Annotated in this window: 13 protein-coding genes; 4 read left to right on the top strand and 9 right to left on the bottom strand. The window is 73.6% G+C overall.

Going from position 1 to position 14,257, the window contains the following annotated elements:
- Positions 1 to 152: 152 nt before the first annotated feature.
- From AB0424_RS20905 to AB0424_RS20925, 5 genes are all read right to left on the bottom strand, one after another.
- Complete coding sequence (locus AB0424_RS20905) at positions 153 to 1,244, bottom strand: HAMP domain-containing sensor histidine kinase (RefSeq protein WP_366307515.1); 1,092 nt, start codon at positions 1,242 to 1,244, stop codon at positions 153 to 155.
- 26 nt (positions 1,245 to 1,270) lie between these two features.
- Positions 1,271 to 2,008 (bottom strand): response regulator transcription factor, encoded by a 738-nt coding sequence (locus AB0424_RS20910; protein ID WP_017236227.1) that lies wholly within the window; start codon positions 2,006 to 2,008, stop codon positions 1,271 to 1,273.
- Positions 2,009 to 2,090: 82 nt separating this feature from the next.
- Positions 2,091 to 2,762: a spermidine synthase gene (locus AB0424_RS20915; RefSeq protein WP_366307517.1), complete on the bottom strand. Its 672-nt coding sequence runs from the start codon at positions 2,760 to 2,762 to the stop codon at positions 2,091 to 2,093.
- Positions 2,763 to 2,866: 104 nt separating this feature from the next.
- Positions 2,867 to 3,928, bottom strand: coding sequence for a 5'/3'-nucleotidase SurE (locus AB0424_RS20920; RefSeq protein WP_366307519.1), 1,062 nt, complete (start codon positions 3,926 to 3,928; stop codon positions 2,867 to 2,869).
- A gap of 190 nt (positions 3,929 to 4,118) precedes the next feature.
- Entirely contained in the window at positions 4,119 to 5,864 is a 1,746-nt protein-coding gene (locus AB0424_RS20925) for a glycoside hydrolase family 3 N-terminal domain-containing protein (protein ID WP_366307521.1), read from the bottom strand.
- A gap of 180 nt (positions 5,865 to 6,044) precedes the next feature.
- Between AB0424_RS20925 and AB0424_RS20930 the strand changes: the two genes are divergently transcribed.
- Positions 6,045 to 6,686 carry a TetR/AcrR family transcriptional regulator gene (locus AB0424_RS20930; protein WP_366307523.1) on the top strand — a complete coding sequence of 214 codons (642 nt, stop codon included), beginning with the start codon at positions 6,045 to 6,047 and terminating at the stop codon, positions 6,684 to 6,686.
- A gap of 115 nt (positions 6,687 to 6,801) precedes the next feature.
- Here the strand turns inward: AB0424_RS20930 and AB0424_RS20935 are convergent, their stop codons facing one another.
- Entirely contained in the window at positions 6,802 to 7,347 is a 546-nt protein-coding gene (locus AB0424_RS20935; RefSeq protein ID WP_366307525.1) for a hypothetical protein, read from the bottom strand.
- A 91-nt stretch (positions 7,348 to 7,438) separates the two neighbouring features.
- Positions 7,439 to 8,077 carry a GNAT family N-acetyltransferase gene (locus AB0424_RS20940; protein ID WP_366307527.1) on the bottom strand — a complete coding sequence of 213 codons (639 nt, stop codon included), beginning with the start codon at positions 8,075 to 8,077 and terminating at the stop codon, positions 7,439 to 7,441.
- Between the two features lie 130 nt (positions 8,078 to 8,207).
- Between AB0424_RS20940 and lon the strand changes: the two genes are divergently transcribed.
- Both lon and AB0424_RS20950 read left to right on the top strand, forming a co-directional pair.
- Positions 8,208 to 10,619 carry an endopeptidase La gene (gene lon / locus AB0424_RS20945; RefSeq protein WP_366307529.1) on the top strand — a complete coding sequence of 804 codons (2,412 nt, stop codon included), beginning with the start codon at positions 8,208 to 8,210 and terminating at the stop codon, positions 10,617 to 10,619.
- A gap of 109 nt (positions 10,620 to 10,728) precedes the next feature.
- Positions 10,729 to 11,334: a DUF4240 domain-containing protein gene (locus AB0424_RS20950; RefSeq protein WP_366307531.1), complete on the top strand. Its 606-nt coding sequence runs from the start codon at positions 10,729 to 10,731 to the stop codon at positions 11,332 to 11,334.
- 62 nt (positions 11,335 to 11,396) lie between these two features.
- On the opposite strand, the gene AB0424_RS20955 is transcribed toward AB0424_RS20950, so the two are convergent.
- Together AB0424_RS20955 and AB0424_RS20960 are read right to left on the bottom strand one after the other, a co-directional pair.
- Positions 11,397 to 12,281 (bottom strand): lytic polysaccharide monooxygenase, encoded by an 885-nt coding sequence (locus AB0424_RS20955; protein ID WP_366307533.1) that lies wholly within the window; start codon positions 12,279 to 12,281, stop codon positions 11,397 to 11,399.
- Positions 12,282 to 12,488: 207 nt separating this feature from the next.
- Positions 12,489 to 13,319: a lysozyme gene (locus AB0424_RS20960; protein ID WP_366307535.1), complete on the bottom strand. Its 831-nt coding sequence runs from the start codon at positions 13,317 to 13,319 to the stop codon at positions 12,489 to 12,491.
- 422 nt (positions 13,320 to 13,741) lie between these two features.
- Between AB0424_RS20960 and AB0424_RS20965 the strand changes: the two genes are divergently transcribed.
- Positions 13,742 to 14,173 (top strand): MarR family transcriptional regulator, encoded by a 432-nt coding sequence (locus tag AB0424_RS20965; protein WP_366307739.1) that lies wholly within the window; start codon positions 13,742 to 13,744, stop codon positions 14,171 to 14,173.
- Positions 14,174 to 14,257 lie beyond the last annotated feature (84 nt).

Below are 14,257 nucleotides of genomic sequence, written 5' to 3' on the forward strand. Positions count from 1 at the left end.
GGCGGGAAACAACCCTGGTTTCGTCGGTGTGAGGGTACGGAAAAGCACGGGCACGGCCCGCTTCGGCCGCATCCCTGACCGCGCCCCGCCCACCTGCACGCGAGTCCTGATCACGTACACGCAGAACGTGCGCTTCCGGTTCGAACCCTACGTCAATCTCTCGCTCGAAGACTGCCCGGAAGAGTGACTCTGATGCGGCACCCACGTGACGATTCGGCCACACCGATCCCGCCGCCGTGCAGATCCACCGCCCAGCGGGCGATCGCCAGACCGAGGCCGGTGCCTCCGTCGCTGCCCGGACCCGGTCGGTGCGGGGCCGAGCCCCGGTTGAAGCGCTCGAAGACCTTGTGCCGCTCCGACTCCGGGATGCCGGGGCCCTCGTCCTCGACCTCCAGCTCCAGCGAGTCCGGGTACGGGCCGCGCCGGGCCCGGACCGTCACCCGGCCGTGCGGCGGCGAGTGCTTCACCGCGTTGTCGATCAGGTTCGCCATCACCTGGTGCAGCCGTTCCGCGTCCGCGTGGGCGACCAGCTCGGGCGGCGACACGTCCAGGTGCAGGTGCACGTCGGTCCGGTTGTGGAGACCCGAGGTGGAGGACAGGCCGCGCTGGGACGCGGCGAGATTGGCCTCCCGCAGCACCCCCGACAGATACGGCCAGACCTCGAAGCGGCTCGCCCGCAGCGCCACGACACCGTTGTCAAGACGTGACAGGTCCAACAGCGTCTCGACGAGCCTGCCGAGCCGCTCGGTCTGTTTCAGCGCCGACCGCATGGTCTCCGGATCGGCCTCGGACACCCCGTCCACGACGTTCTCCAGCACCGCCCGGAGGGCGGCGATCGGCGTGCGGAGCTCGTGCGACACGTTGGCGACCAGCTCCTTGCGGTGCCGGTCGACGGCCTCCAGGTCGTCCGCCATGCGGTTGATCGTCGAGGCCAGGTCGCCCAGCTCGTCCCGCCGGTCCGCGCCCCGCACCCGGCGGGTGAAGTCGCCGCGCGAGATCGTCCCCGCCACCGTCGTCATCTCGTCGAGCGGGGCGGTCAGCGACTGCGCCACGAACTGGGTGATCAGCAGCGTCGCGATCATCGCGAAGACCGTGATGTAGCGGAACTCGGTGGAGGTCCGGATCGCCACCAGGGCGAGACCGGAGGTGAGCAGGACCGCCCCGACGACCAGGGCGCCCAGCTTCGTCTTGATCGAGATCACGATCCGGCGGGACCGAGCCGGCCGGTGCGGTCCCCGTCCCACGTGCGGCCTCCCCGGCCCCGGCCGGTTCACGGCGCCGGGGTCTCCAGCGCGTAGCCGACCCCATGGACCGTGCGGATGCGCTCGGCTCCGATCTTCCGGCGCAGCGCCTTGATGTGGCTGTCCACGGTCCGGGTGCCCGAGGCGTCCGCCCAGTCCCACACCTCGGCCAGCAGCTGCTCGCGGGAGAGCACCGCCCGCGGAGTGCCCGCCAGGCAGACCAGCAGGTCGAACTCGGTCGGGGTCAGGTGCACGTCCTCCGCGCGGACCCTGACCCGGCGCTGCGCGTGGTCGATCTCCAGCTCGCCCAGCCGCAGGATGCCGCTGCGCGGGGTGACCGCCGCCAGCGCGGCCCGCTCCACCCGGCGGAGCAGTACGTGCACCCGGGCGGCGAGCTCGCGCATCGAGAACGGCTTCGTCATGTAGTCGTCCGCGCCGACGCCGAGCCCGACCAGCATGTCGGTCTCGTCGTCGCGGGCGGTCAGCATGAGGACCGGCACGGGGCGCTGGGCCTGGACCCTGCGGCACACCTCCAGGCCGTCGAAGCCGGGCAGCATCACGTCCAGGACCATCAGGTCCGGCTGCCACGCCTCGGCCGCGTCCACGGCGGCGGGGCCGTCCGTCGCGGTCTGCACGAGGAAGCCCTCGGCGCGCAGCCGCGCGGAGATGGCCTCGACGATCGTGGCGTCGTCCTCGACCACCAGGACGCGCCGCTGGGCCCCCGGAGTGGCCGCCGCACCGTGGTGAGTGGTGTGTGTCTGCTCCATTGCCCCGCCTCGCGTCGCCGATGTCGGTGCAGCAGCCTAGAGGTACGGGCGGCGTCCCGGCTATCCGGAAGCGGTCCGGGCGCTATCCGGGACGGACGGCGAGGTGGACGGCGTCGGGGACGCCCCGGGCAACGGGGACCTCTTCCGTCCGTACCGCGCTGAATCCGGCATTCCGCAAGGACCCTTCGAAATCGGCGGACGGTCGGGCGGACCACACGGCGAGCACTCCGCCGGGGTTCAGGCGGGCCGCGCAGGCCGCCAATCCCCCCGCCGCGTACAGGGATTCGTTGTCCTCGGTGACCGTCCAGTCGGGGCCGTTGTCGATGTCCAGGCAGAGGGCGTCGTAGGTGTCGGCCGAGGTGCGGAGGTGCTCTACGAGGTCCGTGTGCAGGATCACGGTCCTCGGATCGGCGAGCGCGGCCCCGGAGATCGCCGCGAGCGGCCCCTGCCGGTGCCAGTCGATGATCGCGGCCTCGCGCTCGACGACGGTGATGCGGCCCCAGCGGGGGTCGGCGGCGGCGTGGGCGAGCGAGAAGCCGACGCCGAGGCCGCCGACGAGGACGGAGGCGCCGGTCCGGCTCCGCTCGGGGAGGGCGGCCAGCGCCGCGTCGACCAGGAGGCGCTCGGAGCGCCCGTCGGAGGTGTCCATGAGGAAGGTGCCGTTGGCGATGATCTCGAAGTGCTCGTCGCGGCGGCGCAGGACGACCTCTCCGTAGGGTCCGTCGCGGCGGTCGAGGGTGAGGGGGGAAGGCATCGTCGATCTGTCCGCTCTCGGCTCGGCAGTCGGTCCCGGCCATCCTCGCGGGGCGGGGTGGCCGGGATCAACACGTCACGGAGTCGGGGCGTCACGCAGGGCCTTCAGGGGCGCGGGGCCTCGTGCCGCACGTAGTGCTCGATCCGGTTCAGCTCCCGGCGCGCGTCGACCGGGGAGCCGTACGTGCGGTCCCAGGTGATCGGGCCGATCGTGACGTGGCCCCGGTCGAGCAGCCAGGTGGAGTCGGCGTCCTCGCGGCCCTCCGCGCACTCGCCCTCGCCGCTGCCGTCGAACGGACAGAGTCCGAGGGCGATGTCGAAGGAGTCGCCGTCCCCGCGCTGTTCGAAGGCGTGGAAGACGACCGCGCCGTCGCCGACGCGGGTCCAGACCGGGGCCTTGGCCGGGACGCCCGTGCTGACGTCGGGGTAGTCCACCTTCAGGGCGAACTTCGGGGTCAGCAGGGCGCGCTGCTTCAGGCCGGCGACGAGGCGGGCGCCGAACTCGGCGTGGGCGCGGTAGTTCACCCGGGGGAAGTTCAGGTTGCTCGCGTCGCCGGAGGACGAGAAGGCCAGGGCCGGGACGCCCTGGTCGACGGCGGCGACGGCAGCGCCGACGGTGCCGGAGTCGTTGACGCTCGCGGAGACGTTGGGGCCGGAGTTGATGCCGGTGAGGACGAGGTCCGGGGCGTCCTTCCAGCCGGCCTTGGCTCTGAGTCCGCCGCGCAGGGCGAGCTTGACGGTGTCGGCCGGGGTGGCGCTGGGGGAGCCCTCGGTGCAGGGCCCGGCGGAGAGGCAGACGCCGTAGACCGCGCCGCCGGAGGGCGCCCGGGAGCAGTCGCCCTCGTAGCCGGCGGGCAGGGCGGTGCGGCGCTGGGCGGTGACCACCCCGCCGTTGGTGACGGCGGTGCCCTTGCCCGACTGGACCTGCCAGGGCGCCATGACGACGACGTCGGCACCGGCGGCGCACATCGCGCGGCGGAGCTCGTACAGGCCGAGCCCGTCGGAGTTGCTCGCCTTGGCGGCCTGCATCGAGTCGTCGTTGGAGAGGAGGATCCGCATCCCGGCGAGCGGGCGGGCGGACGGGGCACCGGGCACGGCCTGGGCGGTGACGCCGGTGGCGGCGAGGAACACGGCTCCGGTGGCGGCGAGGACGAGGTACGAGCGCATGGAGAACCTTTCAGGTGCATGACATGCGGGCAGGGGAGGGTGATCCGGGGCCCCGCCCCCCGGCGAGGGCCCCGGATCGTGCGCGGAGTCGTTCGGGTACTCCGCGGTCCGTGGGGTGTGCCGGCCCGCTCGGGCGGGCCGTGGGCCTCCCGGAGCCCGGCGCCGGCCGGCGCCGGGGCGGGCCGTGGGCCTACAGCGACAGGCCGTGGCCGTACGGGAAGACCGGATCCGCCGTGTCGTTCGGGACGTCCGGCCGGGACGCCTCGACGGCCGCCATCGAGCGCGGCAGCTCGAAGGGCAGCCGCCCCTCGGCCCGCGCGTGCCCGAAGGCCACGTCGAGCAGGGCCTCGTCGCTCGCGCCGTAGTCGGCGATCAGCGCGGCCGCCCGCTCGGCGATCTCGGGCAGGACGGCCGGCCGCTCCAGGTTGACGCAGACCACCGTCGGCACGGCGGCGAGCAGCCCGAGGATCCGGGTCAGCTCCTCCTCGGGGAAGGCGAGGGAGCCGGAGTGGAAGAAGGATTCGAAGAGGTTCGGCCGCTCCTTGTAGGGGGTCCGCAGCCGCAGGACCGCGACGTCGGCCTCGGCCGGGTCGTCGACGACCTCGCCGTACACCGCCGCGACCGCCGGGTCGACGTTCTCCGCGAAGAGCCTCGGCCGGCCCGTCAGGGGCAGCGGGCCGTCGGTGAGGACGGTGAGCGAGCGGCGCTGGGCCGCGGCGCCCGCGGCCGCGAAGTCGGCGCGGCCCACCGTCTCGGCGGCCTCGTCGGGGTCGACGTACCGCCGCTCGTCGAAGAGGCCGAGGAGGAACTTCTCGCGCAGCAGCCGGCGCACGGAGGCGTCCACCCGCTCCTCCGGGATCCGGCCCGACGCCATCAGCTCCACGATCACCTCGGGGCACTGCTCGCCGCCGAACTGGTCGACGCCCGCGTCGAGCGCCTTCGCCGCCCGCGCGGCCGTGTCGAGGTGCTCCACGCCCCAGGCCCGCGCCTCGTGCGTCTCGCCGAAGACGACCGCGTCGGTGAGCAGCCCCCAGTCGGCGCAGACGATGCCGGTGAAGCCGAGCTCCTCGCGGAGCAGCCCGGTGAGGACGCCCCGGTTGAAGCCGAAGCCGACCTCCTCCCAGTCGGTGCCGACCGGCTGTCCGTAGTACGGCATCATCTGCGAGCAGCCGGCGGCGATGGCCTCCCTGAAGGGCTCCAGGTGCAGGCCGCGCAGGCCGCCGGGGTAGACCTGCTCCTTGCCGTGCGGGAAGTGCGGGTCCTCGCCGTCCTTCTGCGGGCCGCCGCCGGGGAAGTGCTTGACCATCGCGGCCACCGAATCCGGGCCCAGGGTGTCGCCCTGGAGGCCGCGGACGTAGGCCCGCACCAGTTCGCCGGTCAGTTTCGCGTCCGAGCCGAAGGTGCCGGACTGGCGGGACCAGCGCGGCTCCGTGGCGAGGTCGATCTGCGGGTGGAGCGCGGTGCGGAAGCCGACGGAGAGGTACTCGCGGCGGACGGTGTCGGCGAAGCGGAAGACCAGCTCGGGGTCGCCGACGGCGGCCAGGCCCAGTGCCTCGGGCCAGGCGGAGAAGGCGCCGGCGTTGAAGGAGGCGCCGACGTTGTCGGTGAACGCGTGCCGCGGGTCGGTGGAGAGCGTGACGGGGATGCCGAGCCGGGTGCCCGCGGCCATCTCCTGGACGGCGTTGTGCCAGAGGGCCATCTCGCGGGCGCCGTGGGTGCCGAGCAGGTTGAAGTGGCTGAGCCGGCGGTCCTCGATCAGCTCGGGGGTGGAGAACGGCAGCATCGAGCCGTCCGTCTCGGTCACCGGGGTGCCGTCCGGATTCATCATCAGCATGGAGTGGAAGAGCTGTCCCGCCTTCTCCTCCGGAGTCATCCGGGCGAGGAGGTCCTCCACGCGCTCGTCCACGGGGCGGGTGGGGTCCTGGTAGGGGTTCATGCCGTACGTCCCTGCTTGCGTGACCGGCTGTGCGACCGGATCGACCGACCTCGGACGGCGGTGCTGCCGGCCTCTGGCGCCCACAGGCTAAGCGTGAAAACCGAGTAACCACTAGGTTTCTGAAATGTGACCTGGGTCACGGGAGAAAGCTCGCATTTCGGGCCCCGTTAAGGTGGCCGCATGCCGGAGAACACGGGCCGAACGCCCCGCAAGAGCGCAGGCAGGGGCAGCTACGCGGTCGGTGACGCGCGCCGCCAGAAGATCCTGGACACCGCCGTCGACCACTTCGGACAGTGGGGCTTCCACGCCTCCTCCCTCGCCCGCATCGCCCACGACTGCGGCATCACCCAGGGCGGCCTGCTGCACCACTTCCGCAGCAAGGAGGACCTGCTCCTCTCGGTCCTCGCGCAGAGCGAGCAGCACGACGTGGAGCGCCTCTTCGGCGTCGACCCCGTCTCCTACGAGGCGTACCTCGACACCCTCGTCGCCCTGATCGAGGAGAACACCCGGCGCCCCGGCATCGTGCGCATGTTCAACGTCCTGGTGGGCGAGTCCGGCAACGTCGGCCACCCCGCCCACGCGTACTTCAAGGAGCGCTACGCGCGCGTGCTCCGGCACACGGTCGACCTCCTGGAGCAGGGGGTCCGGCGCGGCGAACTCCGCTCCGACACCGACTGCGCCGCCGTCGCCCGGGAGCACCTCGCCGTCATGGACGGCCTGCAGATCCAGTGGGCCCTCGACCCCGCCTCGGTGGACATGCCGGCCCGCGTCGGCGCCTCCCTGCGGCGCCAGTACGCGGCGATCGCCGCACCGAAGGGCTGACGCTCCGCGTCGCCGCACGGCCGATCAGGCGCGCGGGCGCTTCTGCGCGCGGTGCCTCGGCGGAGGGTGGGGAGCCGGTGGTCGGCTTCGGCGTACGGCCCCGGTGGCGCGCGCCTCAGGGGCTCGTCGGCGGGCCGCCCTCCGGCAGGGCGGCGAAGACGCGCCGCAGGGCCTCCGGGCGGTCGCCGTCGTCCGCGACGACGAGGCGGTGGCGGTAGGTCACGTAGTACTGGAAGCCGTCGGCGATCGGACTGCCGGCCGGCCGCTCCGGGACCCGGGCGTACGCCGGGTCCTCCAGGGCGGCCTTGAGCGCGGCGGTCTCGGCGGGGGTCTGGCGGCCGGTCCGGGGCGCCCTGGTGCCGGAGCGGACGGTCCAGCTGCCGTCGTCGTGGACCACGAGCCGGTTGCGGACCCCGGCCAGGCCGCCGTTGACGACCACCTCGACGAGGACCTCGGCCGAGGGGGTGTCCTGCGACGGGGAGGCCGGTGTCGTGGTGGTGGAAGGGGTGCCCGCCGGAGGCACGGAGGGCGCGGTCGGCCCCGACGGCGGCCCGCCGGGCGCGGGCGGCACCTCGGGCCCGCAGCCGCTCGCCCCGCCCACGGCCAGGGCCGCCGCCAGCAGCAGGGTCCCGCACCACTTTCCCCGTACGCCTCGCACCATGGGTCGAGCATGCCCCTTCGAAGGCGCCCCGCGCAGCCGGACGGGCGGGTTCCCCGGGGCCCGCGCGGTGCGGCCGGGCCCCGGGGAACCGTCAGGCGCCGTCGCGGACGATGCCGGTGAGCGGGCCCCGGTAGCGCCAGTCGAGCGAGTCGTAGAGGGCGAGGCCGTCCGTGGTGGCGGCGAGCACGCCGGTCGTGGCGCCCGCCTGGGCCGCCGCGGCCTCCAGGGTGCGCATCACGTTGGCGCCCAGGCCGCGGCGTCGGTGGGCGGGGTCGGTCTCGATCTGGTCGGCGACGGCCGTGGAGCCGGTCGGGGCGATCTGGCCGCGGGCGGCGAGGGTGCCGTCCGGTGCGAGGATCCGGACCCGGATGACGCCGTCCCGGGTCTCGGTCGTCCGGACGTACGCCTCCGGCGGCGCGGGCCGGGCGCCGGGGTCGAGCGGCTTGACCATCATGAAGCCGGGGTCGTCGGGGACCGTCCACCCCTCGGTGATCCACGGGGCCACCTCCTCCGGGGCGGCCATCACCTTGAGCCAGCTGTACGGCTCGGTGAGCCGGGTGCAGAGCGCGCCGACGGAGGCGGCGTCGGGGGCCGGCAGGACGTGCCGCACGACGTGCCGGGGCAGGCCGACGTCGATGCGGTGGCCCCAGGGCTCGGTGACGGCGGCCGGAGTGCCGCGGGAGACGGTCCAGCCGGCCACCCAGGCCGATGTAATGGCTGCAATATCCATGCAGGGATTACATCCCGGGGTGCGTGCCCGCGGGAGGGTGATCGCTCAGAGCGAACGAACGTCCGGGAACATTCCCGGGCTCAGGTGCATTGAGTCGGTACAGCTCAACTTGACTGCCGAAGGGGAGATCATGGCTTCTGAGTCCATGGCGTCCGTGCCGCTCACTCTGCCTGTGCTGCCGCTCGACGACGAGGTCGTGCTGCCCGGCATGGTGGTGCCGCTCGACCTGTCCGACACCGAGGTACGCGCCGCCGTCGAGGCCGCGCAGGCCGCCGCCCGGCCCGGCGCCGGCAAGCCGCGGGTGCTCCTGGTGCCCCGCGTCGACGGGACCTACGCCGGAACCGGCGTCCTGGGCATCGTCGAGCAGGTCGGACGCCTGTCCGACGGCGACCCCGGCGCACTGATCCGCGGCATCGGCCGCGTCCGCATCGGCGCCGGGACGACCGGCCCCGGCGCCGCCCTGTGGGTCGAGGGCGGCACGGTCGAGGAGATCCTGCCCGACCCGCTGCCCGGCTCCGTGACCGAACTGGTCAAGGAGTACAAGGCGCTCGCCACCAGCTGGCTCAAGAAGCGCGGTGCCTGGCAGGTCGTCGACCGCGTCCAGCAGATCGACGGCGTCGGCGCCCTCGCCGACAACTCCGGCTACTCGCCCTTCCTCACCGTCGAGCAGAAGGTCGCGCTCCTGGAGACGGCCGACCCGGTCGCCCGCCTCCGCCTCGCCGCCGCCCAGCTCCGCGAGCACCTCGCCGAGCAGGACGTCGCCGAGACCATCGCCAAGGACGTCCAGGAGGGCGTCGACAAGCAGCAGCGCGAGTTCCTGCTCCGCCGCCAGCTCGACGCCGTCCGCAAGGAACTCCGCGACCTCAACGGCGAGGCCGAGGGCGACGAGTCCGACGACTACCGCGCCCGCGTGGAGGCCGCCGACCTGCCCGAGAAGGTCCGCGAGGCCGCCCTCAAGGAGGTCGAGAAGCTGGAGCGGTCCAGCGACCAGTCCCCGGAGGGCTCCTGGATCCGCACCTGGCTCGACACCGTCCTCGAACTGCCCTGGAACGAGCGGACCGAGGACCGCTACGACATCCGCGGCGCCCGGGCCGTCCTCGACGCCGAGCACGCCGGCCTCGACGACGTGAAGGAGCGCATCACCGAGTACCTCGCCGTGCGCAAGCGGCGCTCCGACCGGGGCCTCGGCGTCGTCGGCGGCCGCCGCGGCGGAGCCGTCCTCGCCCTCGTCGGACCGCCCGGCGTCGGCAAGACCTCCCTCGGCGAGTCCGTCGCGCACGCGATGGGACGCGAGTTCGTCCGCGTCGCCCTCGGCGGCGTCCGGGACGAGGCGGAGATCCGCGGCCACCGCCGGACCTACGTCGGAGCCCTGCCCGGCCGGATCGTCCGGGCGATCAAGGAGGCCGGGACCTTGAACCCGGTGGTCCTGCTCGACGAGATCGACAAGGTGGGCTCCGACTTCCGGGGCGACCCGGCGGCCGCCCTCCTCGAAGTCCTCGACCCGGCGCAGAACCACACCTTCCGCGACCACTACCTGGAGGTCGAACTCGACCTCTCCGACGTGGTCTTCCTCGCCACGGCCAACGTCCTCGAAGCCATCCCCGAGGCGCTCCTCGACCGCATGGAGCTGGTCAGGCTCGACGGCTACACGGAGGACGAGAAGGTCGTCATCGCCCGCGACCACCTGCTCCCGCGCCAGCTGGAGCGGGCCGGCCTGGAGTCCGGCGAGGTCGTCCTGGAGGACGCCTCCCTGCGGAAGCTGGCCGGCGAGTACACCCGCGAGGCGGGCGTCCGCACCCTGGAGCGCTCGATCGCCCGGCTGCTCAGGAAGATCGCGGCCCAGCACGAACTGGGCGACCGCGAGCTGCCGTTCACGGTCGGACCCGAGGACCTGAGGGAGCTCATCGGGCGCCCGCACCACGTTCCCGAGTCGGCCCAGGACCCGGCCGAGCGGCGCACGGCGGTGCCCGGGGTGGCCACCGGGCTCGCGGTCACGGGCGCGGGTGGCGACGTGCTCTTCGTGGAGGCGTCCCTCGCCGACCCCGAGACCGGCGCCGCCGGGCTCACCCTCACCGGCCAGTTGGGCGACGTGATGAAGGAGTCGGCGCAGATCGCGCTCTCCTTCCTCCGCTCGCACGGTGCGGAGCTGGAGCTGCCCGTCACCGGCCTCAAGGACCGGGGCGTGCACATCCACTTCCCGGCGGGCGCGGTGCCGAAGGACGGCCCGAGCGCGGGCGTGACCATGACGACCGCGCTGGCGTCCCTGCTGAGCGGCCGGCTGGTCCGGACGGACGTCGCCATGACCGGCGAGGTCTCCCTCACCGGGCGGGTGCTCCCGATCGGCGGGGTGAAGCAGAAGCTGCTCGCCGCGCACCGGGCGGGCATCACCACGGTCGTGATCCCCAAGCGGAACGAGGCCGACCTCGACGACGTCCCGGCCGAGATCCTGGAGAAGCTGGAGGTCCACCCGGTGACGGACGTGCGGCAGGTCCTGGAGATCGCGCTGGCCCCGGCGGCCGTGGCGGTGGGCGTGGCCGCGTGACCCCCGCGCGGCCGCGCGACGCCCGCACGGCCGCGTGACGCCGGCTCCGGATCGGGGTGCCCTCCCGGGCACCCCGATCCGGCGTATCCGGATGTCGGTGGAGGCTGTCATGCTCGTACACATGAACGACGACGCCTTCTGGGCTCTCATCGACGAGTTGGGCCGCCGCACCGGTGACCGGGACGAGCGGCTGGAGTGGCTGCGGACGGAGCTGCTGCGGCGTCCGGCGGCCGAGAGCGTGGAGTTCCAGGTGCGGCTGGAGGAGGCGTGCGAGGCCGCCGACACGCGCGGGCTGTGGCGGGCGGCCAACCGGGTCGAGGGCGGCGCCTGCAGCGACGACGGCTTCCACTACTTCACGCTCTGGCTGGTGGGCCAGGGGCGCAAGGTGTACGAGTCGGTGGTCGCCGACCCCGACGCGCTGGCCGACGTGCCCGGGATCAGGGTGCTGGTGGGTCGGCACCACGACGTCTGGCGCGACGACGAGTGGCCCGAGTGGGAGGAGCTCGACTACGTCGCCCAGGACGCCTACGACGAGCTGACGGGCCAGGAGGACGACGAGGGCGAGGAGTTCCTCGACGCGGTCGAGGAGCTGGAGGAGGAGCGCGAGGAGCCGGAAGAGCGGGAAGAGGGCGTGGTGACCCGGGGAACCCGGCCGGAGGGGTTGGCGCTGCCCCGGCTCACGGCCCTCTTCCCGCTCGGTTCGTCCACCGCCTAGGCCGTCCGTGTCCGGCTCCTGGGGGTGCCCGGGGGCGTCAGGAGCCGGACACGGACGGTGCGTCAGGAGGCGGACGGGTTCCGGCGGCGGCCCAGGAGCAGGCTGCCGGCCGCGAAGGCGGCGACGGCGCCCGCGCCGGCCAGGGCCAGGGGGAGCGGCGAGGAGGGGGTCCCGGCGGCCTCGGAGGAGAGGGCCGGCGCCTGCTCGTCGCCGCCGTGGCCCGCGTGGCTCACGGTGGAGAGCTTGGCGCCCGCCGCGATCTTCGCCTCGGTCGGGGCCTTGGCCTGCGTCGCGCCGGCCGCGGTCGCCGCCGCGCCGAAGGTGACGTCCGAGCAGCTGTAGAAGGCTTCGGGGCTGTCGTTGCGCTGCCACACCTGGTAGACGATGTGGCGGCCGGTGCGGGCCGGCAGGTTGCCGGTGAAGTTGTAGAACCCGTCGGTCGAGGTGCGGGTGGTCTGGTAGACGGCGACGGGGGTCGCGTCCAGGTCCGACCACTTGAGCGGCTGCGTCGGGTCGAAGCCGGCCTTCGTGATGTAGATCGTCATGGTGCCGGAGTGGGGGGCGGTCACCCGGACCTTGAAGTCGAAGGAGCCGGCGGCGACGGCCGTCGCGGGCCAGTCGGTGCGGGCCCAGTCCAGGGCCCGGTACTTGGCGCGGTTCGCCGAGCAGAGCTTGCCGTCCGGGATGAGCGTCCGGTGCTGCCCGTCGGCGTTGGCGATGTTGACCTCGTTCCAGTCGTAGAGCGGCTGGGTGCCGGAGTCGGCGACGAGGTCCTTGCAGACCTGGGACTTGGGCGTCTCGGGGCCCTCGGCGTAGCAGGAGGCCACCCGGCTGACCGGGTTGAAGACGGCCCCGTGGGCGCCGGCCGCCGTGGGGGTGAGGCCGACGAGCGCAGCGGCGGACAGGGTGGCGGCGGCCACGGTGGTGGTGCGGCGGTGGGAGGCCATGCGGGGGCTCTCTCTCGTGCGTGGGGGAGTACGGGACGAGCAACGCGCGCCGGTCGCACGGAAGTTGTCTTCCGGGCGACCGGCGTAGAGCCTCGCATTGGTCCATACCAATGGGCAAGGGGGTGGGTGGAAAAAGCCGCGGCGGCCCCCCGGGGTGCCGCACACCCGGGGAGCCGCCGTGGACCGCTCGTCGCGCGAAGGGCCTGGTCAGCCGTTGGCGAGCGCCTGTACGCGCGAGTAGTCGCCGTTGAAGTGGTTGTGGTCCCCGACCGTCGGGCCGGACGAGGTGTACTGCCAGATGGTGTGGTAGGCCCAGCCGGCCGGGAGCTCGCCGACCTCGGAGGCGTACCGCGCGATCCACAGCGGGTTGGCGGAGGCGAAGGCGGCGGAGTTCCCGGTGCACTGCTTCCACCAGCTCGTGGCGGTGTAGATCACCGGGTCGCGGCCCGTGCGGGACCGGTAGCGGTCCACGAAGTCCCGGATCCACGCGACCATCCCGGACGCCGACTTGCCGTAGCAGGCCGCGCCGTACGGGTTCCACTCGATGTCGAGCACGCCCGGCAGGGTCCTGCCGTCCTTCGACCAGCCGCCGCCGTTGTTCACGAAGTAGTCGGCCTGGGCGGCGCCGCCCGTCGTGTCCGGGGTGGCGAAGTGGTACGTGCCCCGGATCATGCCGACGTTGTAGGAGCCGGTGTACTGCTGGTTGAAGGAGGTGTTCTTGTAGTACGTGCCTTCCGTGGCCTTCACGTAGGCCCACTTCACGCCGCTGTTCCACAGCGTGGACCAGGCCACGTTGCCGTTGTGGCTGGAGACGTCGACGCCCTCGGTCTGGGCGGCGAGGGCGCTGCCGCCGGCGGGCCCGGCGCCCTTGCCGTCGTGCGCCATCACGCCCATGCCCATGTAGGCGGAGCCGCGTGCCGGGACGGCCCGGGTGCCCGGGTCCTCTGCGGCGCCGGCGGGTCCGGCGAGGGGGAGGAGCAGGGCCAGGGTCGCCAGGGCGGCGCCGGCGAGGGTCGTTCCGGATCTGTGCACACGCATTGCGTGCCTCCGAAAGGCTCGGTGGGGGGAGCTGCTGGGGGTGGGGGCGCACGGTGCCGATGACGCATGGTGTGGACATGTCATCCCTGCGCCGGGAACGACGCTACGCACGTAGACCCACCCGGGGAAGAGCCCCCGGATGCCGCCGTTGGTCTACTCCTGCGAAATACTGGAGGAGCTGCGGAGATGGCCGCGGCGGGAAGAAACTTTCAGCGGCCGGAAACCGGCGGCCGGACCACCGGGCAGCCGCCGGAGAACGCGTGGGAGGTGCCGACGTGCACGCAAGCGGTACGGGAAGCGAAGGCCGGGCCGCGGACGACGTCCGGGCCGGCACCCCGGCGGCCGGAGGCCACATCACGGCCGCCCCGGCCGCCGCGGGCGACGACCGGCCCCGCCGTGCACCGGCCCCCGCGTCCGTCGGGGTGGACCCCGAGTTCCTCGCCCTCGAACGCGAGCTGGCCGTGTTCCTGCGCCGCGCCCGAGCCCAGTCCGGCGAGATGGCGCGCGAGGTGCACCCGGAGCTGGAGCCGGCCGCCTACGGCCTGTTCGTCCGGCTGGACGACGCCGGGCCCCAGCGGGCCACCGAACTGGCCGGGTACTTCGGGGTCGGCAAGGCGACCATGAGCCGGCAGCTGCGCGCGCTGGAGGTGCTCGGCCTCGTCGTCCGGGACCCCGACCCCGCCGACGGACGCGCCTCCCTGGTCCGGCTCACCGAGGAGGGGCGCGACCGCTTCCGGCACGTGCGGGACGCGCGGCGCGAGCGGTACGTCCGCAAGCTCGTCGACTGGGACCGCGTCGAGGTCGCCGAACTGGCCCGGCTGCTGCACCACTTCAACGTCCGCTCGGAGGGCTGACCGCCCGGTTCCGGCCCGGTTCGGTCTGGTTATGGCCCGGTTCCGGGCTGGTTCCGGCCCCGGCGCCCGCCCGGTTCCGGCCCC

The sequence above is a fragment of the Streptomyces sp. NPDC051180 genome, assembly GCF_040689545.1.
Taxonomy (GTDB): domain Bacteria; phylum Actinomycetota; class Actinomycetes; order Streptomycetales; family Streptomycetaceae; genus Streptomyces.